We start from the raw sequence: 24,335 nt of genomic DNA on the forward strand, positions 1-24,335 counted from the left end.
GCCGGAGTGAGGGCACTCCGAGCCTAGGCGAGGAGCCGAGTGGTGGGGCAAGAGCGTTTTGCTTACTTTTGCGCTTTTCAAAAGTGAGCCGCTGTAAGAGCGGAACCAATACCAGCCATCACCCAAATAACGGATATACACCCAAAACACGCCCAATCTCACCAAAGACAACACCCAGTGACCACTGAGGCAACCTGTCACGCGGCAAAAGACCACGCCTTGCTCTCGCGAAAATGGGACTACTCTTTCAGCAATGCTTGACCCAGATCAAAACCTTCGCCGGGATTGCTCTGGCGGCCGCAAGGCCAGAATCCCTGCGTGGTTGGTTATAAAAAGAAACGAATTTGAATTCGCCACACTCCATATCCGTGGGGGCAGTGGGTGCAGGCCTCCAGCCAGCATTCGGTATTACCTGACAGAGGAAGACTTATGTTCGGTTTGGAGGCGCTAGATCTCGCCCGAATTCAATTCGCGTTCACCATCTCATTCCATATCCTGTTCCCGGCCATCACCATCGGCCTGGCCAGTTACCTTGCGGTGCTGGAAGGCCTGTGGCTCAAGACCCACAATGACACCTACCGTGACCTCTACCATTTCTGGTCGAAGATCTTTGCCGTCAACTTCGGCATGGGCGTGGTCTCCGGCCTGGTCATGGCCTATCAGTTCGGCACCAACTGGAGCCGCTTCTCGGACTTCGCCGGTGCCGTCACCGGGCCGTTGCTGACTTATGAGGTGCTCACGGCGTTCTTCCTCGAAGCCGGCTTCCTTGGGGTCATGCTGTTCGGCTGGAACAAGGTCGGACGCAAGCTGCACTTCTTTGCCACGGTGATGGTGGCCGTCGGCACGCTGATCTCGACTTTCTGGATTCTTGCCTCCAACAGCTGGATGCAGACGCCACAGGGCTTTGAAATCATTGATGGCCGGGTGATTCCAACCGATTGGCTGGCCGTGATCTTCAACCCGTCGTTCCCCTACCGCCTGATGCACATGGCCACGGCCGCGTTCGTCGCTACCGCGTTCTTCGTCGGCTCCTCGGCGGCCTGGCACTTGCTGCGCGGCAAGGACAACCCGGCGATCCGCACCATGCTGTCGATGGCAATGTGGATGGCGCTGATCGTTGCACCGATCCAGGCGGTCATCGGTGACTTCCACGGCCTGAATACCCTCAAGCATCAGCCGGCGAAGATCGCCGCGATTGAAGGCCACTGGGAAAATATCGGCAACGAGCCCACGCCGCTGATCCTGTTCGGCTGGCCGGACATGAAGGCTGAAAAAACCAAGTTCGCGGTGGAAATCCCATACCTGGGCAGCCTGATCCTGACCCACTCCCTGGACAAGCAGGTGCCGGCCCTCAAGGAGTTCCCGCCTGAGGATCGTCCGAATTCGACCATCGTGTTCTGGTCGTTCCGGGTCATGGTGGGCCTGGGCTTCCTGATGATCTTCACCGGCCTGTTCAGCCTCTGGCTGCGCCGTGGCGACAAGATGTACACGTCCAAGCCGTTCCTGTACCTGGCGCTGTGGATGGGCCCGTCCGGCCTGATCGCGATTCTCGCCGGCTGGTTCACCACCGAGATCGGCCGACAGCCGTGGGTGGTCTACGGGCTGATGCGCACGGCAGACGCCTCGTCCAACCACAGTTTTGCGCAGATGAGCATTACGTTGGTGTTGTTTGTGGTGGTGTACTTCGCGCTGTTCGGCGCGGGCCTGGGCTACATGATGCGCCTGGTGCGCAAAGGGCCGGTGACCCACGAAAGCACCGAGCCCACCCACGGTGGCCCTGGGCAGAAACGCACACCGGCGCGTCCGTTGTCGGCGGCTGATGACAGTGCCGATGCCGATCACGGCGACACCTTGAACAAGGGGAACTGAGCCATGGGTATTGATCTTCCGCTGATCTGGGCCGTGATCATCATCTTCGGCATCATGATGTACGTGGTCATGGATGGCTTCGACCTGGGGATCGGCATTCTCTTCCCGTTCATCCCGGGCAAGACCGACCGTGACGTGATGATGAACACCGTCGCCCCCGTGTGGGACGGCAACGAAACCTGGCTGGTACTCGGCGGCGCGGCGTTGTTTGGCGCGTTCCCGCTGGCCTATTCGGTGGTGCTCTCGGCGCTGTACCTGCCACTGATGCTGATGCTGATCGGGCTGATCTTTCGCGGCGTGGCGTTTGAGTTCCGCTTCAAGGCCAAGGACGACAAGCGTCACCTGTGGGACAAGGCCTTCATCGGCGGCTCGCTGGCAGCGACGTTCTTCCAGGGCGTGGCGCTGGGGGCGTTCATTGATGGCATCCCGGTGGTCGACCGGCAGTTTGCCGGTGGCTCCCTGGACTGGCTGACGCCGTTCACGATGTTCTGCGGCGTGGCCCTGATCGTGGCGTATGCGCTGCTGGGCTGCACCTGGCTGATCATGAAGACCGAAGGCAGCTTGCAGGAGAAGATGCACAACCTGGCCCGGCCCCTGGCCTTCGTGGTGCTGGCGGTGATCGGTATCGTCAGCCTCTGGACGCCGCTGGCCCACCCGGAAATCGCCTCGCGCTGGTTCACCCTGCCGAACCTGTTCTGGTTCCTGCCGGTGCCGATCCTGGTGTTGGTGACCATGTACGGCCTGATTCGCGCCGTGGCCCGCAATGCGCACTACACGCCGTTCCTGCTGACACTGGTGCTGATCTTCCTTGGCTACAGTGGCTTGGGGATCAGCCTGTGGCCGAACATCATCCCGCCGTCAGTTTCGATCTGGGACGCCGCCGCACCGCCGCAAAGCCAGGGCTTCATGCTGGTGGGCACCTTGTTCATCATTCCGTTCATCCTGGGCTACACCTTCTGGAGCTACTACGTGTTCCGCGGCAAGGTCACCCACGAAGACGGTTATCACTAGGAGGATTGACTCATGTCCGGCAAACCTTCGTTGCACGACATCGAACAGGCCGAGAAAAAGCCGCTCTGGCAGCGCCTGGGCTGGCTGGCGATGATCTGGACCGGCAGCGTCCTGGCCCTGTTCGTAGTGGCCAGCCTGATGCGCATGTTCATGAATGCCGCGGGCCTGACCACCCACTGACATCCCGTTGTAACTATTGCCCTCCTTCATGGAGGGCTTTTTTATTTGCGCGCCTTGAGGACCACGAACTTCGGCGTGGTCGCCACTTGCTCGACGCCACGGAACAACCGCGCCAACTTGGTGTGATAACCCAAGTGACGGTTGCCGACGATGTACAGGGCGCCGCCCACTACCAACGCTTCCCGCGCTTGCTGGAACATGCGCCAGGCGAGGAAGTCTCCCACCACTTGCTGCTGGTGGAACGGCGGGTTGCACAGCACCACATCCAGTGACTGCGCTTCCTGATCGGCCAGGCCGTCGCCGGGACGAATCAGCACGTCACGTTCGCCCAGCGCCGCGCGCCAGTTCTCTTCCGCCGATTGCACGGCCATATAGGACTCATCCACCAGCGTGTACTGCGCCTGCGGATTCTGCAGCGCGCTGGCAATTGCCAGTACGCCGTTGCCACAGCCCAGGTCTGCTACCCGGGCGTCCCCCAGGTTTGCCGGAAGGTGCGGCAGGAAGGCCCGGGTGCCGATGTCCAGGCCTTCGCGGCAGAACACGTTGGCGTGGTTGAGCAGTTCGATGGCCGGGGTTTCCAGGCTGTAGCGCGTAGGGTAGGGCGATACGGCGTGTGGCCGATCGGCCAGGGTGGCGATCAGCAGTCGGGCCTTTTTTACCGCCAGTGAGGCGTGCATCGGACCGATGTAGCGCTCCAGCAGTTCGCCGGCAGCCCGTGGCAGGTGCTTGACCATCGCCCCGGCAATCACTTCGGCGCCGGGTGCCAGTTGACCTTGCAGGCGAATCAGTTGTTCTTCGAGCAGGGCCAGGGTTTTCGGCACGCGGATCAGTACGCGGTCGAACGGCCCGGCAGGTGTCTGGCTGGCGGGCAGGAGCGTTACCGCGTCGAAAGCCTTGCCGTTGCGCGCCAGGTTTTTCTCCAGGCCCAGGGCGCCGAGGAACGAGTCACCACTGGAGGTGACCTGCACATGCCCTTCGAGGCTGGCCGCCAGTGCGCCGAAACTGTCGTTGAGCACGAGTACGCGGGTCGCCGTCGTCAGCTGTTGTTCCGCCAGGTAGCTGAGCAAATACTCATCGGCTGCATCAAACGCTTGCAGCGGGTCGTTGTGCTGTTCTGGCTGACGGATCAGGTCGAGTTGGGCGAAGGGGCTGTCGAGCAGGGGCATGGCGGGGGAGACTCTGGGTAAGCGAACCATCGGGGTGAGCGGCGACGCGAGGCGCATCAGGGGCTCGCGTCATCACCCGGAACTGGCCGCAAATGTTACGTTTTTTTCCCCTGGATTACATGCGGTGTTTAAAACAACCCGCATTTGACTGCCGTGATCACTGCGGCAATCTTGTTACTGACCCCCAGTTTCTTCATCGCACTGCTGATATGGAAGCCGACCGTGCGTTCGGACAGGCACAGGATGGTGGCGATGTCCGAGGCGGTCTTGCCCAAGGCCGACCATTGCAGGATTTCGGTTTCCCGCGGGGTCAATTTGCTGGGCGCTTGCGGGCTGGGATTGTCTGCGTATTTTTTGGCCACCACCGCGTGCATGGCGTGGCAAATCCAGAGCACTTGCCCGGCTTTTTCATAGAGTTCTTCAGGGCCCACTGGGCCGGTGGCACGCCCCAGGCTCAACATGCTGAAAACACCCTGGAAGTCATGAACCGATTGGGTCCATCCGAAATTCAGTCCGTTGGACTGGGCATGGGCCCATAAGTCCGGTACCGAAGAAAAGGTTTTCTCGTCCCATACGATCGGTAGAACCGAGCGTTTGCAATGCGCAACCACAGGGTCGAGATCAAAGTAGTGCTCTTGTCTGTACAGCGTATTCCATTCATTGGAATAGTTGTTGAGGTTGATAGTTTTCGTTTGGTTGTTGGGTAGATGGGAACTAAGGGTGAATGCGCAGTATTGGAAGCCAAGCTCGTAGGTAAGGTTGAGGGCAGCTTCGTACATACTGGTTATTTCGCTTTCCCCTTCGAGTTTGGGCAGGCGAGTGTTGTGCCAGTTGACCATCGGTAACTCTCCATGCGAACGGTTTTTACATGGGGTACTTCCAAGGCCCCCGGTTACAACGTGAAAAAATAGTGTAGGACAACGGCTACAGCTCGAAATAAAAATTTGGTTATGTTCAAGCGGGCGTTAGGCCAATAACATTTGTACAACCTGGCTACGGTGTACAGGTTTCAGGCGTTCGATAAGATTTTTTTCCATTAGTTTTAAGAACTTGCTCTAAATGCGCCTTGTTAATATTTAGTTGCACTCCCTCATCTAATGGCTTGTTGGAAGGCGACTAATAGCCAAATATTTAGTACCGCCCAGCGGTTGCCACAATGGGCAGCGGCAATGCCAGCACAAACCATCGGTGTTTCCAGGCGGCGCTTTGGGGGACACTAGGGGCCTCTGCAAATGGAGTTTCCCATGACGGCCAGTGCTGAAAAATACACCCGCCAGACCCTGCTCGACGTGAAATCGCTGACTCCCAGCCTGTTTACCCTGCGCACTACCCGAGACCCTGGTTTTCGTTTTCGCGCCGGACAATTCGTGCGTCTTGGGGTGACCAAGGCCGATGGCGGCATTGTGTGGCGTGCTTATTCGGTGGTGTCCTCGCCCTTTGATGAATACCTGGACTTCTTTTCCATCGTGGTGCCGGGCGGTGAGTTCACCAGTGAGCTGAGCCGCCTGCGGGAAGGCGATACCCTGCTGGTAGAACGCCAGGCCACGGGCTTTCTGACCCTGGACCGGTTTGTGGATGGTCGCGATCTGTGGCTGCTGGGCACCGGGACCGGTATTGCGCCGTTTCTCTCGATCCTGCAGGACTTCGAAGTGTGGGAGAAATTCGAGCGGATTATCCTCGTCTATAGTGCCCGCGAAGCAAGTGAGCTGGCTTACCAGTCGTTGATCCATGAACTGGGCGAACGTGAGTACCTGGCAGAATACGCCCACAAGCTCACCTACATTCCCATTGTCACCCGCGAGCAACATCCGGGCGCGCTGAATGGGCGGATTACCACCCTGATCGAGAACGGCGAATTGGAGCGCGCCGCAGGCATCGAGCTGACCCCCGAGCATTCCAGGGTGATGATTTGCGGTAACCCGCAGATGATCGACGACACGCGTCAGTTGCTGAAACAGCGCGACATGCAACTGAGCCTGACCCGCCGTCCGGGGCAGGTCGCGGTAGAAAACTACTGGTAAAACAAAGGCGCCCTGCAGGCGCCTTTACTTTTTGCCGAGCTTACTCGGGCTTGCTGTTCTGTGCCTTGAGCAGATCGCGGATCTCCCCCAGCAGCACTTCTTCCTTGGTCGGGACCGGCGGCAGGCTAGGTGCCACGGCCTCTTCACGCTTCAGGCGGTTGATGGCCTTCACGCCCATGAAGATCGCAAACGCAACGATCACAAAGTCGATCACGCTCTGGATGAACTTGCCGTACGCCAGTACGACGGCCGGCGCATCGCCCTGGGCGGCTTTAAGCGTTACGGCCAGGTCGCCGAAGTCGACACCCCCGATCAACAGGCCGATAGGTGGCATCACCACGTCGCCTACAAAGGATGAAACAATTTTGCCGAAGGCGGCGCCGATGATAATACCGACCGCCATGTCGACCACATTACCTTTGACCGCGAAGGCCTTGAACTCACTTAACACGCCCATAGGTTATTCCTTGTTACAGATGAGGAGGTAGAAGCCAGTGTAAGACAGTGTGGCGAGGCTTGCTCGACACAACTGCTAACAGTGTCCGTTTTTATCGACACATTAAATCGCAAATAGTTTGCAAAGTGCCACCAATCGCGCGCGGAATACCCGCTATTTCAGTGGGTTACCACACTATTTTTTCAATCGCCATGGTAAGACTTTTCTACTTATCTTCTGACTCGCGGCTCACTAGCCTCTGGCAAGCACAACTCAATGTGCACTAAAAAAACCAGAGGATACCTCGATGAAAAACCCTATTAGCCGCGGGCCTATTTCTGCGCGACAGGTGCTGTTTGCAGTGAGCGCCAGTCTTCTTTCGCTGTCCGTACACGCCGCCAACCTCACGCGCGATAATGGCGCGGCGGTCGGTGACAATCAGAACTCGCAAACCGCCGGTGCGAATGGCCCGGTCCTGTTGCAAGACGTGCAACTGATCCAGAAGTTGCAGCGCTTTGATCGCGAGCGTATTCCGGAGCGCGTTGTGCACGCCCGTGGCACCGGCGCTCACGGTACTTTCACCGTCACCGATAACCTCAGCGACCTGACCAAGGCCAAGGTGTTTGCCGCCGGCGAAGCCACGCCGGTATTTGTGCGCTTCTCTGCGGTCGTTCACGGCAACCATTCGCCGGAAACCCTGCGTGACCCGCGCGGCTTCGCCACCAAGTTCTACACCGCCGAAGGTAATTGGGACCTGGTCGGTAATAACTTCCCGACATTCTTTATTCGTGATGCGATCAAGTTTCCGGACATGGTTCACGCCTTTAAACCAGATCCGCGCACTAACCTGGACGATGACTCCCGTCGCTTTGACTTCTTCTCCCATGTTCCGGAGTCCACTCGTACGTTAACCGAGTTGTACTCGGACTCCGGCACTCCAGCCAGTTACCGGGAAATGGACGGTAACGGTGTACATGCCTACAAGTTGATTAACGCCAAGGGCGAAGTGCACTACGTCAAGTTCCACTGGAAGAGCCTGCAAGGCATCAAGAACCTCGATCCTAAACAAGTGACTGAAGTACAGGGCCGTGACTACAGCCATATGACCAATGATTTGGTCATGCACATCAATAAGGGCGACTTCCCCAAGTGGGACCTGTATGTGCAAGTGCTGAAACCGGAAGACCTGGCCAAGTTTGATTTCGACCCGTTGGATGCCACCAAGATCTGGCCGGACGTGCCGGAGCGCAAAGTCGGGCAGATGGTGCTGAACCGCAACCCGGCCAACGTCTTCCAGGAAACCGAGCAAGTCGCCATGGCGCCGGCCAACCTGGTGCCGGGCATCGAGCCGTCGGAAGACCGCCTGCTGCAAGGCCGGGTGTTCTCCTACGCCGATACGCAAATGTACCGCCTGGGGCCAAACGCCCTGCAACTGCCGATCAACGCACCCCGGGTGACCGTCAACAACGGTAACCAGGACGGCGCGATGAATTTCGGCAAGACCACCACTGGCGTGAACTACCAGCCAAGCCGCCTGCTGCCACGGGAAGAGCCGCAAACCGCGCGGTACAGCCAGTCGGCCCTGTCGGGCAGTACGCAGCAAGCGAAGATCCAGCGTGAGCAGAACTTCAAGCAGGCCGGCGACCTGTACCGCTCGTTCAACAAGAAAGAACGCCAGGACTTGATCGACAACTTCGGCGGCTCCCTGGCCACCACCGATGACGAGAGCAAGCACATCATCCTGTCGTTCCTCTACAAGGCGGATCCGGAGTACGGCACAGGCGTGACCAAAGTTGCCAAGGGCGACCTGGCCCGCGTCAAGGCATTGGCCGAAAAGCTGACCGACTAACCGCCCACGCTCCCTGTAGGAGCCGGCTTGCCACAAGTACGCCATCGCCGGCAAGCCGGCTCCTACAGGTGGCACATCATTGAGAATTTGCCATGCGAATCTTTATAGGCGCTGTCCTTGCGTGTTTGTCGTTCAGCGTATTGGCCGAACAAGCTGCCCCGGCCGCGCTTAAGGCACAACTGCAGGATTACTACTTCGACGCCGCCCGCCGTGGCAACGTGGAAATGCTCAACACCTTCATCGAATCCGGCTATTCGCTGAACACCCAGGATGAAAAAGGCTACACGGCGCTGATTCTCGCCGCCTATCACGGTGAAAGTGCCTACGTGGACCGATTGCTCGCCGCCGGCGCCGATGCCTGCGTGCAGGACAAACGCGGCAACACCGCCTTGATGGGCGCGATCTTCAAGGGTGAGCTGAAAATCGCCCAGCGCCTGCTCGCCACCGACTGCAACCCCGACCAGCGCAACGGCGCCGGACAAACGGCGGCCATGTATGCCGGGCTGTTCAAACGCGTGGAACTGCTGGATGAACTGAAAGCCAAGGGCGCCGATCTGAATGCCGAAGACCCGATCGGTAACAGCGCTTCACGTTTGGCCAGCGGTGAAATCCGTACCCCGGCGCCGCGCTGAGCTATCATCGCGGTTTTTCGGTTGGAGGTTCTCAAATGGCAAAGGCCAAGCGCATGTATGGCTGCACGGAGTGCGGCGCGACCTTTCCCAAGTGGGCCGGCCAGTGCACGGAATGCGGTGCGTGGAACACCCTGACCGAAACCATGATCGAGAGCGGCGGCGCCGTGGCCCCCAGTGGCCGTTCCGGCTGGACCGGGCAACAAACCCAGATCAAGACCCTGGCCGAAGTCAGCGTCGAAGAAATCCCGCGTTTCTCCACCGCTTCCGGTGAACTGGACCGAGTGCTGGGCGGCGGCCTGGTGGATGGTTCGGTGGTACTGATCGGCGGTGACCCGGGCATCGGTAAATCCACGATCCTGCTGCAAACCCTGTGCAGCATCGCCAGCCGCATGCCGGCGTTGTATGTCACCGGCGAAGAATCCCAGCAGCAGGTGGCCATGCGTGCGCGCCGCCTGGGCTTGCCTCAGGACCAACTGCGGGTGATGACCGAAACCTGCATCGAAAGCATCATCGCCACCGCGCGCCTGGAAAAGCCCAAGGTGATGGTGATCGACTCGATCCAGACGATTTTCACCGAACAACTGCAATCGGCACCGGGTGGCGTGTCCCAGGTGCGGGAAAGTGCCGCGCTGCTGGTGCGCTATGCGAAACAGAGCGGCACGGCGATTTTCCTGGTGGGCCACGTGACGAAAGAAGGCGCACTGGCCGGCCCGCGGGTGCTGGAACACATGGTCGACACCGTGCTGTATTTCGAAGGCGAGTCCGACGGGCGGTTGCGTTTGTTGCGGGCGGTGAAGAACCGTTTTGGCGCGGTCAACGAGTTGGGTGTGTTCGCCATGACTGACCGGGGCTTGAAAGAGGTCTCCAACCCGTCAGCGATTTTTCTTACCCGCGCCCAGGAAGAAGTCCCAGGCAGTGTGGTGATGGCGACGTGGGAAGGCACCCGACCGATGCTGGTGGAAGTCCAGGCGCTGGTGGACGACAGTCACTTGGCCAACCCGCGTCGTGTCACCCTGGGCCTGGACCAGAACCGGCTGGCGATGTTGCTGGCGGTATTGCACCGCCACGGCGGCATTCCCACCCATGACCAGGACGTGTTCCTCAACGTGGTGGGCGGGGTCAAGGTGCTGGAAACCGCGTCTGACCTGGCGTTGATGGCGGCGGTGATGTCCAGCCTGCGCAACCGGCCGTTGCCCCATGATTTGCTGGTGTTTGGCGAAGTGGGCCTGTCGGGTGAAGTGCGCCCGGTGCCCAGCGGCCAGGAGCGCCTGAAGGAAGCGGCCAAGCACGGCTTCAAGCGCGCCATCGTGCCCAAGGGCAATGCGCCGAAAGAAATGCCACCGGGGCTGCAAGTGATCGGGGTAACGCGCCTGGAGCAGGCGCTGGATGCCCTGTTCGAATAGTCGCCAGCCACCCATCACCCCTGTAGGAGCCGGGCTTGCCCGCGATGGCGGTGTATCAGCTGATTGATATGCAAACTGACACACCGCCATCGCAGGCAAGCCAGCTCCCACATGTTCAGGTCTCCAGCAAGGCGGCGAATTCCCGCTCCAGCTCTGCCTGATCACCGAGGTTCAGCTCGATTATCCGCCGCAGGTGGCTGATGGAGTCGAGGTCGATGTGCTCGCACACAAAGCCGAGCTGCCCATGATCATCATGGGTCAGCCGCACCTGCATCTTTACGTCGGTCTCGGCGTCCAGATGAATGTCCACATCGAACGATTCGTAGCGATGGCCGTGCCATTCTTGCGGCCGTTGCACCAGCAAGCCCTTGAGCGACAAATCTACCAATTGCACCGGCCAGACACGGCCGTCTTGCGTGAGCTCGGTCCTGGCATCGAAGGCAATGCGTCGGAAACGGCGTCGGTCTGAAGGCTGTTCGCTCATGGTGAAACCCTCTGTGGATAAAGGAATTGTAGCCGTGCGCCATCATGGGGCGGTTTTTTCTGCTTTTTTTGCCCCGGCAAGGCTCTAGACCAACGTAGGGGGGTGGCCTTTGAGGCCAGTAGCGCTAAACTCGGGATGGCTGTCTTTCTGTCCACCCTGGCTGGAATATAAAAATGAAAAATAATAATAGCCTGCTACGCCATCTACCCTGGCTGCTGCTGGCAATCGTAGGAGCGTGCGCCCTGGGCGTAGTGGCCTTGCGCCGCGGCGAGGCGATCAACGCCTTGTGGATCGTGGTCGCAGCAGTGGCCATTTATCTGGTTGCTTACCGTTACTACAGTCTGTTCATCGCTAACCATGTGATGCAGCTCGATCCACTGCGGGCTACCCCCGCTGTGCTGAACAATGACGGTCTGGACTATGTGCCGACCAACAAACACATCCTTTTTGGTCACCACTTCGCGGCAATCGCCGGCGCAGGGCCTTTGGTCGGCCCGGTACTGGCGGCGCAGATGGGCTACCTGCCCGGCACGTTGTGGCTGATCGCCGGCGTGGTGCTGGCCGGGGCGGTGCAGGACTTCATGGTCCTGTTCCTGTCCACTCGTCGCAACGGCCGTTCCCTGGGGGACATGGTCCGCGAAGAAATGGGCCGTGTGCCCGGGACCATCGCGCTGTTCGGCTGCTTCCTGATCATGATCATCATCCTCGCGGTGCTGGCGCTGATCGTGGTCAAGGCCCTGGCCGAAAGCCCGTGGGGCATCTTCACGGTGATGGCAACCATCCCGATCGCGATGTTCATGGGCATCTACATGCGCTACATCCGCCCGGGCCGCATCGGTGAAATCTCGATTGTCGGCGTGCTGTTGCTGCTGGGTTCGATCTGGCTGGGCGGGCAGATTGCCGCTGACCCGGTGTGGGCCAAGGCCTTCAGCTTCACCGGCATCCAGATCACCTGGATGCTGGTGGGTTATGGCTTCGTGGCTGCCGTGTTGCCGGTGTGGCTGATCCTCGCACCACGGGACTACCTGTCTACGTTCCTGAAAATCGGCACCATCATCGCCCTGGCGATTGGCATCCTGGTGACCATGCCCGACCTGAAAATGCCGGCGCTGACCCAGTTCATCGATGGCACCGGCCCGGTGTGGAAGGGCGGCCTGTTCCCGTTCCTGTTCATCACCATCGCCTGTGGCGCGGTCTCGGGTTTCCACGCACTGATCTCCTCGGGCACCACGCCCAAGTTGCTGGCCAGTGAAGGGCACGCCCGTTACATCGGCTACGGCGGCATGTTGATGGAGTCGTTCGTGGCCATCATGGCGATGGTTGCCGCTTCGGTGATCGAGCCAGGGGTGTACTTCGCCATGAACAGCCCGGCCGCGATTGTCGGCGGTGACGTGGTGGCTGTGGCGCAAACCGTCAGCAGCTGGGGTTTTGCAATTACCCCGGAAGCGTTGCAGGCGGTGGCCCATGACATTGGTGAGTCCACCATCCTGGCCCGTGCCGGTGGTGCGCCAACCCTGGCGGTCGGTATCGCGCAGATCCTGCACAGCGTCCTGCCGGGTGAAAACACCATGGCGTTCTGGTACCACTTTGCGATCCTGTTCGAAGCGCTGTTCATCCTGACCGCAGTCGACGCCGGTACCCGTGCCGGTCGCTTCATGCTGCAGGATTTGCTCGGCTCCTTCGTGCCGGCGCTCAAGCGTACCGAGTCCTGGACGGCCAACCTGATCGCTACCGCAGGTTGTGTGGCGATGTGGGGTTACCTGCTGTACCAGGGCGTGATCGACCCACTGGGTGGCATCAACACCTTGTGGCCGCTGTTCGGTATCTCCAACCAGATGCTGGCCGGTATCGCGCTGATGCTCGCCACCGTTGTGCTGATCAAAATGAAACGCCAGCGCTACATCTGGGTGACCATGTTGCCGGCTGTCTGGCTGCTGATCTGCACCGTGACCGCAGGCTTCATCAAGCTGTTCGACGCTAACCCGGCGATCGGCTTCCTGTCCCTGGCCAAGAAATACAGCGATGCCCTGGCCGGCGGCCAGATCCTCGCACCGGCCAAGAGCATCGACCAGATGCAACACGTGATCTGGAACGCCTACACCAACGCAACGCTGACGGCGCTGTTCCTGTTCGTGGTCTTCAGCATCCTGTTCTATGCGCTCAAGGTCGGCATTGCTGCCTGGGGCAAAAAGGAACGTACGGATAAAGAAGCGCCATACCAGGCCATCCCGGACGCTTGATAGAGGATTGCAATCATGTTCAATGACATCAGTCGCCTCGGTAAATACCTCGGTCAGGCCGCGCGCCTGATGGTCGGCATGCCCGACTACGACACCTACGTCGAGCATATGCAAACCAAACACCCGGACAAACCGATGATGGACTACAAGGCGTTCTTCCGGGAACGCCAGGAGGCCCGTTACGGCGGCAAGGGTGGGCCCAAGTGCTGCTAGCCCGGTAGTTCGGGCTGCGGTGATCCCTTGTGGGAGCGGGCTTGCTCGCGAAGGCGGTCTTTCAGTGATGCATGTGCTGACTGACACGCCGCCTTCGCGAGCAAGCCCGCTCCCACATTTGTTTTGTGTTTCTTCAAGGAGAATTCTTTGTCCTCTCCCATTCCCGTCACCGTCCTCAGCGGCTTCCTCGGCGCTGGCAAGACCACCTTGTTGCGTCACCTGCTCAAGGCCGAGCACGGCTTGAAAATCGCCGTGATCGAAAATGAATTCAGCGACGCCGGTATCGACACCCAATTGCTGGGCAGCGAGCCGGTGCAAGTCATGACCCTGTCCAATGGCTGCGTGTGCTGCACCATCCACACTGACCTGACCAAGGCCCTGTACCTGTTGCTGGAGCGCCTGGACAGCGGCGAGATCGCGTTCGACCGCCTGGTGATCGAGTGCACCGGCCTGGCCGACCCGGCCCCCGTGGCCCAGACCTTTTTCATCGATGAAGAACTGCGCGAGCGCTACATCCTCGACGGTATCATCACCCTGGTGGACGCGGCCCACGCCGAGCACCACCTGACCCAGACCATCGCCCAGGCGCAGATCGGGTTTGCCGACCGCCTGCTGGTGAGCAAGCGCGACCTGGTGGACGATGCCACCTTCGACGCCCTCAGCGAGCGCCTGACTCGTATCAACCGCCGGGCGCCGATTCGTGTGGTGGAACACGGCAAGATCGACCTCGCCGAACTGTTGGATGTGCGCGGCTTCAACCTCAACGCCGGCATGAGCCTGCGCCCGGTGAGCCAGGCGCCGTCCATCGATCGTATTTCCAGCCTGGTGCTGCGCACTGACCAGCCGCTGGATATCGACAAACTCAGCGAGTTCATGAACGAGCTGCTGGAAGACCACGGCAAGCAATTGCTGCGCTACAAAGGCGTGCTGAACATTGCCGGGGAAGACCGGCGCATGGTGTTCCAGGGCGTGCTGAAGCTCTACGGGTTCGATTGGGACACCGAATGGGCCGAAGGCGAAGCGCGGGAAAGTGTGATTGTGTTTATTGCTGACGAGTTGCCGGAAGAGAAGATTCGCGAAGGCTTTGCGCGGGTTTACCAATCCTGACTTGAAACGCAGTCAAAATGTGGGAGCGGGCTTGCTCGCGAAAGCGGTGTATCAGTCAGCCCATGCATCAACTGACACAGCGCTTTCGCGAGCAAGCCCGCTCCCACATTTGATGTCATTTCAAATTGAGAAAGCAGCGTTTTCAGGCATAAAAAAGCCCGGCTCAAGAGCCGGGCTTTTCATTCAAGCAACTGCAATCAAGCGCCGTATACCGGCAGCTTCTTGCAGATGGCCTTGACCTTCTCACGCACAGCGTCAATCACTGCTTCGTTGTTCAGGTCAGCCAGGATGTCGCAGATCCAGCCAGCCAGTTCCTTGCACTCTGCTTCCTTGAAGCCACGAGTGGTCACAGCCGGGGTGCCGAAGCGCAGGCCGGAGGTGACGAACGGCGAACGTGGGTCGTTCGGTACCGAGTTCTTGTTAACGGTGATGAAGGCTTTGCCCAGAGCGGCGTCAGCGTCTTTACCGGAGATGTCCTGCTTGATCAGCGACAGCAGGAACAGGTGGTTCTCAGTACCGCCGGACACTACGTCAAAACCACGCTCGATGAACACGCCGGCCATGGCCTTGGCGTTTTTCACCACTTGCTGCTGGTAGGTCTTGAACTCAGGCTGCAGCGCTTCCTTGAAGCAGATCGCTTTGGCGGCGATCACGTGCTCCAGCGGGCCACCCTGGCCGCCTGGGAATACGGCGGAGTTCAGCTTCTTCTCGATCTCGGCGTTGGCGCGAGCCAGGATCAGGCCGCCACGTGGACCGCGCAGGGTCTTGTGGGTGGTGGTGGTCACGACGTCAGCGAACGGCACCGGGTTCGGGTAGACGCCAGCGGCGACCAGACCGGCCACGTGGGCCATGTCGACGAACAGGTAGGCGCCGACCTTGTCAGCGATTTCGCGGAAGCGTGGGAAATCCAGGATCTGCGAGTAGGCAGAGAAACCGGCCACGATCATTTTTGGCTTGTGCTCAACGGCCAGGCGCTCGACTTCGTCGTAGTCGATCAGGCCGTTGCCGTCGATGCCGTACTGAACGGCGTTGTACAGCTTGCCGGAGGAGGAAACGCTGGCGCCGTGGGTCAGGTGACCGCCGTGGGCCAGGCTCATGCCCAGGATGGTGTCGCCCGCTTGCAGCAGGGCCAGGTACACGGCGCTGTTGGCTTGGGAGCCGGCGTGTGGCTGGACGTTGGCGTAATCGGCGCCGAACAGTTCCTTGGCGCGGTCGATGGCCAGTTGCTCAACGATGTCGACGAACTCGCAACCGCCGTAGTAGCGCTTGCCCGGGTAGCCTTCGGCGTACTTGTTGGTCAGAACCGAACCTTGAGCCTCCATCACGGCGGGGCTGGTGTAGTTTTCCGAAGCGATCAGCTCAATGTGCTCTTCCTGGCGCTGAGCTTCTTGCTCCATGGCGGCAAAGAGATCGGCGTCGTACTTGGCAATAGTCAAATCACGGCTGAACATGGCGGTCCTCAAGGATCGGGGGCAGAAAAGAAGCGCATTCTAACCCAATGGGTTTTAGATGGCATATGAAAGGACATCATGTCGCGGACAAGCGGGGCTCATCTGGGGATAGGTGGTGTTTGTTCGGGCCCCTTCGCGAGCAAGCCCGCTCCCACATTCAATCGGGTTCCTTCAGGTGGAATACGGTCGAATGTGGGAGCGGGCTTGCTCGCGAAGAGGCCATCCGCATCACCTGAGGATTTCAATCGAACATGAACAGCGCATCATTGCTGAACTGCGCCTCAAACCGGTTCGCCGGCATCGGTCGCCCGAACAGGTAGCCCTGCACCTCATCGCAACCGTGCTCCCGCAGGAAGTCCAGCTGCTCATGGGTTTCCACACCCTCGGCGATCACCGCCAGGTTCAGGCTGTGGGCCATGGCGATAATCGCCCGGGCAATCTGCGCATCCTGCTCACCCGACGGCAGGCCGTCGACAAAGGTACGGTCGATCTTCAGCACGTCGATGGGGAACTGCTTGAGGTAGTTCAGCGATGAATAACCGGTGCCGAAGTCATCTACCGCGATGCTCAGGCCGAGGTTTTTCAGGCTGGCGAGGATCTGCATCGCTTCGTTGACCTCGCGCATCAGGATACTTTCGGTCAGCTCCAGCTCCAGGCACGCCGGCGGCAGGCCGGTGTCCTTGAGGATGGTGGCGATGCGCTCGCCCAGTTGTCCGTCGGAGAACTGCCGGGCCGAAATGTTGACCGAGACCTTGGGTACCCGCACCTTGTTCTGGTGCCAGGTCTTGAGTTGGCGGCAGGCTTCGCTGATCACCCAGTCACCCACGTCCACCACCAGCCCCAACTCCTCCAACACCGGGATGAAGTCCCCCGGCGGCACCAGCCCGCGACGCGGATGGCGCCAGCGCAGCAGGGCTTCGGCGCCGGTCAAACGTTTGCCGTCGCCGCTGAATTGCGGCTGGTAATACAGCACGAATTCGTTCTGTTCCAGGGCGTGGCGCAGGTCGCTTTCCAGCTCCAGGCGTTCCAGGGCGCTGGCGTTCATGTCGGCCTGGTAGAACTGGAAGTTGTTCTTGCCGCGCTCCTTGGCGTGGTACATCGCCGTGTCGGCGTTTTTCATCAACTGGCTGAGTTCGTTGCCGTCCTGCGGGCTCAGGGCGATGCCGATACTGGCGGTGACGAAGAACTCGCGGCCCTCCAGCACGAACGGCTTCACCAGGCTGGCCAGAATCTGCTCGGCCACGTGAATCGCCCGGTTCAGCGCCATCTCACGGTTGACCCGCGGTTGCAGCAGCAAGGTGAATTCGTCGCCGCCCATGCGTGCCACGGTGTCGTCTTCGGCGACGCAGCCCAGCAGGCGGGTGGCCATTTCCTTGAGCATGCGGTCGCCGGCGGCGTGGCCCAGGGAGTCGTTGATCGGTTTGAAGCGGTCGAGGTCGAGGAACATCAGCACCACCCACGACTTCTGCCGTTCCGCCGATTGCAGCGCGGTGTGCAGGCGGTCCTGGAACAGCGTGCGGTTGGGCAGGTGGGTCAGGGCGTCGTAGTAGGCCAGGCGATGGATGCGTTGTTCGCTGGCCTTGCGTTCGCTGATGTCACTGAAGAAGCACACGTAGCTGGCCAGGTCGCCTTCGTCATCGAACACGGCAGTAATTCCGACCCAGGCCGGGTAATGCTCGCCGTTGCGGCGCTTGAGCCACACTTCGCCTTCCCAGGTGCTGTGCTGGTGCAATTGCTTGAGCACGTAGCGCAGGTGGGCTTCCTGCTGTTCGTCGACGGTGAGCATGTTCGGCAACTGGTCGAGCACGTCCGCCACCGCATAACCGCTGACCCGGCTGAACGCCTCGTTGGCCTGCACGATGTAGCCGGCCGGGTCGGTGATCAGGATCGCCGAGGTGGAGTGTTCGAATACCGTGGCCGCCATGCGCAGGTCTTTTTCCGCACGGCGCTGCTGGCTGATATCGCGACCCACGCCAAGGATGCCCTCGAACGCGCCGTGTTCGTCCCACACCAGCACCAGGCGCAGTTCGATGGGGATCTTGCGCCCGTCGGCCCGCAGGCAGTCGAACAGGAACAGCTGGGTCTGCACGTCGTTGCGCAAGGCCGCGAGGGATTCGGGTTGGTCCAGGGCGCGGCTGACTTGCTCCACCAGGGAGTAGATACCGGTCAGTTGCTGCGGGTTGGCGATGGTCGATTGCCAGCCGTTTTCGAAGATCCAGTCGACGTCATAGCCCAGCACCGCGTTCACCGAAGGGCTGACGTAGTTGAGGGCCAGCTTGCTGTCGGTGGAGAAGATTACGTCGCTGATGCTTTCCGCCAGCATGCGGTAGCGCTGTTCGCTGTCACGCAGGGATTCACTGGCTTCGATCTGGTCGGTGATGTCCTTGGCGACGCCGATGATGCGCGTCACCTGGTCAGTCTTGTCACGGGCCAGGGCCTGTTCGCGGATGTCGAAGCGCCGCCATTGGTTGTTGCGGTGGCGAAAGCGCAACTGGCACTGCAACTGGCTCAGGTAGCCGGCTTGGCGCTGTTGCAGGCGCAGGTCGTGGTAGCGCTCGGCGTCTTCGGGGTGCAGCAGGATCTCCCAGAAGTACTCGCCCATCTGCTGCAGCTCGGGCTTGTTGTAGCCCAGGGTGTGGCCCAGGTGGTGGTTGCTGAAAATCATCCGCTGGCTGATCACGTCCTGCACATACAGGTGATCGGGCACGGTGCGCACCACGTCCGACCAGAAACCCTCGCGCTCCACCAGTGACAACTCGATCAGCTTGCGGCTGGTGATGTCACTGATGCTCAGGATCACGGCCTTGAAGTCGTCCTGCTGTTCCGGCAGGCGCATCACCAGCCACAGGTATTGGTCGTTGCCTTCGATATCGCTGAGCTGGATTTCCAGTTCAAGCTGCTTCTGCTGGGTCAGCACCGCGTCGATCACCTGGTTGCCGATGGCGGTCGGGCTCGACGGGCAGGCGTCGATCAGGCGCTCCCAGGCTTGCTCGCAAGAAGCGACATTCAGCAGGCGCACCGCCACCTGGTTGACCTCGGTGATGCGCAGTTCCTTGAGCAGTTGCTGGCGCTGTTCCGGGTTGTCTTGCAGCAACTGTTGCAACTGCTCGCGGGTTTGCAGTCGGGCTCTATCGAAGAACGCACGCAGGCCCGACAGGTCGAGCACGCACAGCGCCACGCCGGTGCCTTCGAAAATATCCTGGTAGCGCCGGCGCCCCTCGTGCACCTGGCGCTGGCGGCGGCGCATGTTCAGCAGCACGATCACCGGGATCAGCGAGAAGGCCAGGCCCAACAGGCATTTGCCGATAAAGGCCGGCAGCAGTTGCTCCAGCACGGCGGCGCGGTCGAACAGGCCGCGCAGTTGCCAGTCGCTCTTGCTCAGGGGCGTGACCAGTACACTTTTGTTCAACTCGTCCGGGGTCAACGCGGTGGCCCATTGGGCCGGCATCCCGCTGTCACGGCTGACCACCCGGTGGTTGAGGCGGTTTTCGATGACCCACATCGGGCGCTGGCCCTGGCCATCCTGGCGGGTCAGGTTGGCCAGGTAATTGGGGGCCAGGCGCAAGGCCCAGTACATCTTGGTGCCGCCGCTGGGCTGGTGCAGCAGCAGGTAGATGACGGTGCCGTCGTTGTTGTTGCTCAGGTAATAGGACTGGGCGTGGCTGCGCTTGACCAGTTCTTCGAGCCAGGCGCTGTCCTGGCTGTCGCTGGCGCTGTCACTGATCATCGCGCCGCTGGGGGCGAGCAGGGCGACGCTGCGCAACTCCGGCAAGGAGCGTTGCAAGGTGCGCATCAGGATTTGTTGCTGTTCGGCGTCCCGCGGCGGTTCGACGATCGGCAGCAGGTTCAGCGCAATCTGCGCACTGAGGGCCATGTTCAGGCTGATCTGTTCGGCCAGGTCGGCGCTGTAGTCGATGGTGTATTGCTGCTGGTTTTTCTGGTTTTGCTGCAACTGGTCCAGCAGTTGCCAGAACAATAACGCGAGCAGCAACAGGACCAGCGTCGCCAATGCGCCCTTCAGGGTTCCGTGCAGGGGCGCTCCCGGCGCTATATGAGCGGCGCGCAGGGGAGTTGGCGGCGTTACGTTGGACAAACTGTGATCCTGCGGTTTGGCTGGACTGGCGCGCGACGTGCACTATAAGCCGGACGCCCGGAGGGCGGCTAGCATGCCTTGTGTTGTGGCAAAGTGCCAGCCCCGCCTGGCTGGACTGCCCACCCGCATTCAGGTAGCTTTGCCGGTTACGCGAGGGCGTTCCAGCCCCAGACAATCAGGCATCTACCGCACGCAGGCATTGATAGACATCAACGGCCCGCGCGGCGCATGGCCTGGCACGGGTTTCGCCCGCTTAATTCATCAGTCACTGACGCTAGGTTCACCATGGCTCAATACGTCTTCACCATGCATCGGCTGGGAAAAGTTGTTCCGCCGAAGCGGGAAATCCTGAAAAACATTTCTCTGTCCTTCTTCCCGGGCGCCAAGATCGGCGTGCTCGGCCTCAACGGTTCGGGTAAATCCACCCTGTTGAAAATCATGGCCGGCGTCGACACCGAGTTCGACGGCGAAGCCCGCCCGATGCCCGACCTGAACATCGGCTACCTGCCACAGGAACCTATCCTGGACCCGACCAAGACCGTGCGTGAAGTGGTCGAGGAAGCGGTCAGCGTGATCAAGAACGCCCAGGCCCGCCTGGACGAGGTCTACGCGGCCTACGCTGAAGAAGACGCCGACTTTGACAAACTGGCGGCAGAACAGGCCAAGCTCGAAGCCATCCTGCAAGCCGCCGACGGTCACAACCTGGACCGCCAGCTGGAAGTCGCCGCCGACGCGCTGCGCCTGCCGGCGTGGGACGCCAAGGTTGAACACCTGTCCGGTGGTGAAAAGCGTCGTGTGGCCCTGTGCCGCCTGCTGCTGTCGGCCCCCGACATGCTGCTGCTCGACGAACCGACCAACCACCTGGACGCCGATTCCGTCGCCTGGCTGGAGCATTTCCTGCACGACTTCCCGGGCACCGTGGTTGCGATCACGCACGACCGGTACTTCCTGGACAACGTTGCTGGCTGGATCCTCGAGCTCGACCGTGGCGCCGGTATCCCTTACGAGGGCAACTACTCCGGTTGGCTGGAAGCCAAGTCCGACCGTCTGGCCGCCGAATCCAAGCAACAGTCGGCCCATGAAAAGGCCATGAAAGACGAGCTGGAATGGGTGCGTAAAGGCGCCAAGGCGCGTCAGTCGAAATCCAAGGCCCGTCTGGCGCGTTTCGAAGAGATGCAGTCCCAGGAATTCCAGAAGCGTTCCGAGACCAACGAAATCTACATCCCGGCCGGTCCGCGCCTGGGTGACAAGGTCATCGAGTTCAAGAACGTCTGCAAGGGCTACGGCGACCGCGTGTTGATCGACAACCTGTCGTTCTCCATGCCAAAAGGCGCCATCGTTGGCGTGATCGGCGGTAACGGTGCGGGTAAATCCACACTGTTCCGCATGCTGATGGGCAAGGAGCAACCGGACTCGGGCACCATCGAAGTCGGCGAAACCGTGCAACTGGCTTGCGTTGACCAGAGCCGCGACGACCTCGACGGCAGCAAGACGGTGTTCCAGCAGATTTCCGACGGTTCCGACCAGATCCGTATCGGCAACTACGAAATCCCGTCGCGCACCTACGTGGGTCGCTTCAACTTCAAGGGCGGCGACCAGCAGAAGTTCGTCAAGGACCTGTCCGGTGGTGAGCGCGGTCGCTTGCACCTGGCCCTGACCCTGAAAGAAGGCGGCAACGTATTGCTGCTCGACGAACCGTCAAACGACCTCGACGTTGAAACCCTGCGTTCCCTGGAAGAAGCCCTGCTGGACTTCCCGGGCGCCGCCATTGTGATCTCTCACGATCGGTGGTTCCTTGACCGCGTGGCCACTCACATCCTGGCGTACGAAGACGACTCCCAGGCGGTGTTCTTCGAAGGCAACTACACCGAATACGAAGCCGATCGCAAGAAACGCCTCGGCGAAGCTGCTGCCCAGCCGCATCGTGTACGGCACAAGAAGCTGGCCTGATCCGGGTTGGTGGTTTGAACAAGCGGAGCCTTCGGGTTCCGCTTTTTTTTGCGTGTTTTCAGGTGGACCGCGTCGTCTGCATCGCAGGCAAGCCAGCTCCCACAGTTGACCGCATTGTCATGGATGTACTGGATCAAATGTGGGAGCTGGCTTGCCTGCGATAGCGGATTAACTGTTGGTGCAAGGCCTGGATTGAAATCCTCATTAAGGTGCAAAAAACGCCTGTATTTATATCTAATGCACCATTTAAATTCACAAAAGCGACATTTTGCCCTGTCGCGGTGCGACATGAATTGATAAAGTCCGGGACAAATCTCCTTTAACGACAATAAATTTGCCGAGACTTTTCATGATCGAATCCGTTGAATCCTTCCTTGCCCGCCTCAAGAAACGCGACCCCGACCAGCCGGAATTCCACCAGGCCGTGGAAGAAGTCCTGCGCAGTTTGTGGCCGTTTCTTGAAGCCAATCCCCACTACCTGAACTCGGGCATCCTGGAGCGCATCTGCGAGCCGGAGCGTGCGATTGTGTTCCGGGTCTCGTGGGAAGATGACCAGGGCAAGGTACGAGTCAATCGCGGGTTCCGGATCCAGATGAACAGCGCCATCGGCCCCTACAAAGGCGGCCTGCGCTTCCACCCGTCGGTGAACCTGGGCGTGCTGAAATTTCTCGCCTTCGAGCAAACCTTCAAGAACTCCCTGACCTCGCTGCCCATGGGCGGCGGCAAGGGCGGCTCCGACTTCGATCCCAAGGGCAAGAGCGACGCCGAGGTGATGCGTTTCTGCCAGGCGTTCATGAGCGAGCTGTATCGCCATATCGGCTCGGACGTGGACGTGCCCGCCGGTGATATTGGCGTGGGCGCCCGGGAGATCGGCTTCCTGTTCGGCCAGTACAAGCGCCTGAGCAACCAGTTCACCTCGGTGCTGACCGGCAAGGGCATGAGCTACGGCGGCAGCCTGATTCGCCCGGAGGCCACCGGTTTTGGCTGCGTGTACTTCGCTGAAGAAATGCTCAAGCGCAACGGCGAGCGGGTCGAAGGCAAGCGCGTGGCCATCTCCGGCTCCGGCAACGTCGCCCAGTACGCGGCGCGCAAGGTCATGGACCTGGGCGGCAAGGTGATTTCCTTGTCCGACTCCGAAGGCACTCTGTACTGCGAAAGCGGTTTGACCGAAGAACAATGGTCGGCATTGCTTGAACTGAAAAACGTACAGCGCGGGCGCATCAGCGAGCTGGCATCGCGTTTCGGCCTGGAATTCCGCGCCGGCAAAGCACCCTGGGAACTGGCCTGCGACATCGCGTTGCCCTGCGCCACCCAGAATGAACTGGACGCCGAAGCGGCGCGCACCCTGTTGCGCAATGGCTGCGTCTGCGTGGCCGAAGGCGCCAACATGCCGACCACCCTGGAGGCGGTGGATATCTTTATCGAGGCCGGCATCCTGTTCGCGCCAGGCAAGGCGTCCAATGCCGGCGGGGTGGCGGTGAGCGGGCTGGAGATGTCGCAGAACGCCATGCGCCTGCTGTGGACCGCCGGTGAAGTGGACAGCAAGCTGCACAACATCATGCAGTCGATCCACCATGCGTGCGTGCACTACGGCGAAGAGAACGGCCGGGTCAACTACGTGAAGGGCGCCAACATTGCAGGCTTCGTGAAGGTTGCGGATGCAATGCTGGCCCAGGGCATCGTTTAACCCTCGGGTTCGATGCGCAGGATTTCGATCAACTGATCACCGACGGGGCGCCTCCACAGCACCTCGTCGCCCACCTGTGCACCCAGCAGAGCGCGGCCCAGTGGCGAACCCCAGTTGATCAGGCCCACCGTGGCGTCGGCCTGGTCTTCGCCCACTAACTGAATGCGCTGCTCTTCGTCCTGTTCGTTGGCAAAGGTCACCCAACTGCCGATTTGCACCTTGTCGGTGGAGGTTGCCGGCGCCACCACCTGTGCGCTTTGCAGGCGCTGGTTGAAGTAACGCAAATCCCGCTCAAGGTCGGCCTGGCGCTGTTTATCGGCCTGCTCGCCCTTGGCGGATTCTTCGCTGTGCTCATGCTGCAACTGCGCGACCCTGGCCTGCAATTGTGCAAGTCCGCGGGCAGTGAGGTGATTGGGTTGCGCGCTGACCTGGCGTTCCACCGGTTGGCTGGCCTGGGCAGCGGCGCTGTCTTCGTTGACGAAAGCTCGACTCATGACGTTCTCCTGCTATGGAGTTTGGGCCATGGTCGCAGGGGTTAAGTTT

The 24,335-nt window shown here is 60.4% G+C and carries 19 protein-coding genes; 12 read left to right on the top strand and 7 right to left on the bottom strand.

Going from position 1 to position 24,335, the window contains the following annotated elements; all coding sequences use genetic code 11:
- Positions 1-429: 429 nt before the first annotated feature.
- Genes HX814_RS18745 through HX814_RS18755 form a run of 3 tightly spaced genes read left to right on the top strand, consistent with a single transcriptional unit; the run spans position 430 to position 3,060 of the window.
- Positions 430-1,869, top strand: coding sequence for a cytochrome ubiquinol oxidase subunit I (locus HX814_RS18745; RefSeq protein ID WP_008432808.1), 1,440 nt, complete (start codon positions 430-432; stop codon positions 1,867-1,869).
- Between the two features lie 3 nt (positions 1,870-1,872).
- Positions 1,873-2,880, top strand: a complete 1,008-nt coding sequence (cydB, locus tag HX814_RS18750) for a cytochrome d ubiquinol oxidase subunit II (protein ID WP_008432810.1) — start codon at positions 1,873-1,875, stop codon at positions 2,878-2,880.
- A 12-nt stretch (positions 2,881-2,892) separates the two neighbouring features.
- Positions 2,893-3,060: a DUF2474 domain-containing protein gene (locus HX814_RS18755; protein WP_003215809.1), complete on the top strand. Its 168-nt coding sequence runs from the start codon at positions 2,893-2,895 to the stop codon at positions 3,058-3,060.
- A 41-nt stretch (positions 3,061-3,101) separates the two neighbouring features.
- On the opposite strand, the gene HX814_RS18760 is transcribed toward HX814_RS18755, so the two are convergent.
- Positions 3,102-4,226, bottom strand: coding sequence for a methyltransferase (locus tag HX814_RS18760; RefSeq protein WP_177008704.1), 1,125 nt, complete (start codon positions 4,224-4,226; stop codon positions 3,102-3,104).
- Positions 4,227-4,354: 128 nt separating this feature from the next.
- On the bottom strand, positions 4,355-5,065 hold the full coding sequence (locus HX814_RS18765) for a LuxR family transcriptional regulator (RefSeq protein WP_003215813.1): 711 nt from the start codon (positions 5,063-5,065) through the stop codon (positions 4,355-4,357).
- Positions 5,066-5,470: 405 nt separating this feature from the next.
- Here HX814_RS18765 and HX814_RS18770 point away from each other — a divergent pair, with 405 nt between their 5' ends.
- Positions 5,471-6,247, top strand: a complete 777-nt coding sequence (locus HX814_RS18770; RefSeq protein WP_177008705.1) for a ferredoxin--NADP reductase — start codon at positions 5,471-5,473, stop codon at positions 6,245-6,247.
- 40 nt (positions 6,248-6,287) lie between these two features.
- On the opposite strand, the gene mscL is transcribed toward HX814_RS18770, so the two are convergent.
- Complete coding sequence (gene mscL, locus HX814_RS18775; protein ID WP_003215816.1) at positions 6,288-6,704, bottom strand: large-conductance mechanosensitive channel protein MscL; 417 nt, start codon at positions 6,702-6,704, stop codon at positions 6,288-6,290.
- A 286-nt stretch (positions 6,705-6,990) separates the two neighbouring features.
- Between mscL and katB the strand changes: the two genes are divergently transcribed.
- The 3 genes from katB (at position 6,991) to radA (ending at position 10,567) form a co-directional block, all read left to right on the top strand.
- Positions 6,991-8,532: a catalase KatB gene (gene katB / locus HX814_RS18780; protein WP_177008706.1), complete on the top strand. Its 1,542-nt coding sequence runs from the start codon at positions 6,991-6,993 to the stop codon at positions 8,530-8,532.
- 92 nt (positions 8,533-8,624) lie between these two features.
- A complete protein-coding gene (locus HX814_RS18785) occupies positions 8,625-9,164 on the top strand; it encodes an ankyrin repeat domain-containing protein (RefSeq protein WP_177008707.1) in 540 nt (179 codons plus the stop codon).
- 35 nt (positions 9,165-9,199) lie between these two features.
- Positions 9,200-10,567 carry a DNA repair protein RadA gene (radA, locus tag HX814_RS18790; RefSeq protein WP_003215821.1) on the top strand — a complete coding sequence of 456 codons (1,368 nt, stop codon included), beginning with the start codon at positions 9,200-9,202 and terminating at the stop codon, positions 10,565-10,567.
- Between the two features lie 115 nt (positions 10,568-10,682).
- Here the strand turns inward: radA and HX814_RS18795 are convergent, their stop codons facing one another.
- Entirely contained in the window at positions 10,683-11,051 is a 369-nt protein-coding gene (locus HX814_RS18795) for a PilZ domain-containing protein (RefSeq protein WP_102369935.1), read from the bottom strand.
- 173 nt (positions 11,052-11,224) lie between these two features.
- Here HX814_RS18795 and HX814_RS18800 point away from each other — a divergent pair, with 173 nt between their 5' ends.
- The 3 genes from HX814_RS18800 to yjiA all read left to right on the top strand — a co-directional run bounded on the left by HX814_RS18800 (position 11,225) and on the right by yjiA (position 14,611).
- Positions 11,225-13,291, top strand: a complete 2,067-nt coding sequence (locus tag HX814_RS18800) for a carbon starvation CstA family protein (protein ID WP_003215826.1) — start codon at positions 11,225-11,227, stop codon at positions 13,289-13,291.
- 15 nt (positions 13,292-13,306) lie between these two features.
- Positions 13,307-13,504, top strand: coding sequence for a YbdD/YjiX family protein (locus HX814_RS18805; RefSeq protein ID WP_003176208.1), 198 nt, complete (start codon positions 13,307-13,309; stop codon positions 13,502-13,504).
- A gap of 147 nt (positions 13,505-13,651) precedes the next feature.
- Positions 13,652-14,611: a GTPase gene (gene yjiA, locus HX814_RS18810; RefSeq protein WP_003215828.1), complete on the top strand. Its 960-nt coding sequence runs from the start codon at positions 13,652-13,654 to the stop codon at positions 14,609-14,611.
- Between the two features lie 197 nt (positions 14,612-14,808).
- Here the strand turns inward: yjiA and glyA are convergent, their stop codons facing one another.
- Both glyA and HX814_RS18820 read right to left on the bottom strand, forming a co-directional pair.
- Positions 14,809-16,062, bottom strand: a complete 1,254-nt coding sequence (glyA, locus tag HX814_RS18815) for a serine hydroxymethyltransferase (protein WP_008432824.1) — start codon at positions 16,060-16,062, stop codon at positions 14,809-14,811.
- 241 nt (positions 16,063-16,303) lie between these two features.
- Positions 16,304-20,155: a bifunctional diguanylate cyclase/phosphodiesterase gene (locus HX814_RS18820; protein ID WP_102369934.1), complete on the bottom strand. Its 3,852-nt coding sequence runs from the start codon at positions 20,153-20,155 to the stop codon at positions 16,304-16,306.
- A gap of 285 nt (positions 20,156-20,440) precedes the next feature.
- Between HX814_RS18820 and ettA the strand changes: the two genes are divergently transcribed.
- On the top strand, positions 20,441-22,105 hold the full coding sequence (ettA, locus tag HX814_RS18825) for an energy-dependent translational throttle protein EttA (protein WP_003215833.1): 1,665 nt from the start codon (positions 20,441-20,443) through the stop codon (positions 22,103-22,105).
- A gap of 349 nt (positions 22,106-22,454) precedes the next feature.
- Positions 22,455-23,792, top strand: a complete 1,338-nt coding sequence (gene gdhA, locus HX814_RS18830) for an NADP-specific glutamate dehydrogenase (protein WP_003215835.1) — start codon at positions 22,455-22,457, stop codon at positions 23,790-23,792.
- On the opposite strand, the gene HX814_RS18835 is transcribed toward gdhA, so the two are convergent.
- Complete coding sequence (locus HX814_RS18835; protein WP_003215837.1) at positions 23,789-24,286, bottom strand: GreA/GreB family elongation factor; 498 nt, start codon at positions 24,284-24,286, stop codon at positions 23,789-23,791. The two genes, gdhA and HX814_RS18835, sit on opposite strands and share 4 nt — an antisense overlap.
- Positions 24,287-24,335 lie beyond the last annotated feature (49 nt).

It is taken from the genome of Pseudomonas sp. C8002 (assembly GCF_013385765.1).
Classification (GTDB): Bacteria; Pseudomonadota; Gammaproteobacteria; order Pseudomonadales; family Pseudomonadaceae; genus Aquipseudomonas.

Excerpts from the sequence above, each read along its gene's own strand:
- HX814_RS18745 (WP_008432808.1), top strand. The coding sequence starts at position 430 with ATGTTCGGTTTGGAGGCGCTAGATCTCGCCCGAATTCAATTCGCGTTC.
- cydB (WP_008432810.1), top strand. The coding sequence starts at position 1,873 with ATGGGTATTGATCTTCCGCTGATCTGGGCCGTGATCATCATCTTCGGC.
- HX814_RS18755 (WP_003215809.1), top strand. The coding sequence starts at position 2,893 with ATGTCCGGCAAACCTTCGTTGCACGACATCGAACAGGCCGAGAAAAAG.
- HX814_RS18760 (WP_177008704.1), bottom strand. The coding sequence starts at position 4,226 with ATGCCCCTGCTCGACAGCCCCTTCGCCCAACTCGACCTGATCCGTCAG.
- HX814_RS18765 (WP_003215813.1), bottom strand. The coding sequence starts at position 5,065 with ATGGTCAACTGGCACAACACTCGCCTGCCCAAACTCGAAGGGGAAAGC.
- HX814_RS18770 (WP_177008705.1), top strand. The coding sequence starts at position 5,471 with ATGACGGCCAGTGCTGAAAAATACACCCGCCAGACCCTGCTCGACGTG.
- mscL (WP_003215816.1), bottom strand. The coding sequence starts at position 6,704 with ATGGGCGTGTTAAGTGAGTTCAAGGCCTTCGCGGTCAAAGGTAATGTG.
- katB (WP_177008706.1), top strand. The coding sequence starts at position 6,991 with ATGAAAAACCCTATTAGCCGCGGGCCTATTTCTGCGCGACAGGTGCTG.
- HX814_RS18785 (WP_177008707.1), top strand. The coding sequence starts at position 8,625 with ATGCGAATCTTTATAGGCGCTGTCCTTGCGTGTTTGTCGTTCAGCGTA.
- radA (WP_003215821.1), top strand. The coding sequence starts at position 9,200 with ATGGCAAAGGCCAAGCGCATGTATGGCTGCACGGAGTGCGGCGCGACC.
- HX814_RS18795 (WP_102369935.1), bottom strand. The coding sequence starts at position 11,051 with ATGAGCGAACAGCCTTCAGACCGACGCCGTTTCCGACGCATTGCCTTC.
- HX814_RS18800 (WP_003215826.1), top strand. The coding sequence starts at position 11,225 with ATGAAAAATAATAATAGCCTGCTACGCCATCTACCCTGGCTGCTGCTG.
- HX814_RS18805 (WP_003176208.1), top strand. The coding sequence starts at position 13,307 with ATGTTCAATGACATCAGTCGCCTCGGTAAATACCTCGGTCAGGCCGCG.
- glyA (WP_008432824.1), bottom strand. The coding sequence starts at position 16,062 with ATGTTCAGCCGTGATTTGACTATTGCCAAGTACGACGCCGATCTCTTT.
- ettA (WP_003215833.1), top strand. The coding sequence starts at position 20,441 with ATGGCTCAATACGTCTTCACCATGCATCGGCTGGGAAAAGTTGTTCCG.
- gdhA (WP_003215835.1), top strand. The coding sequence starts at position 22,455 with ATGATCGAATCCGTTGAATCCTTCCTTGCCCGCCTCAAGAAACGCGAC.
- HX814_RS18835 (WP_003215837.1), bottom strand. The coding sequence starts at position 24,286 with ATGAGTCGAGCTTTCGTCAACGAAGACAGCGCCGCTGCCCAGGCCAGC.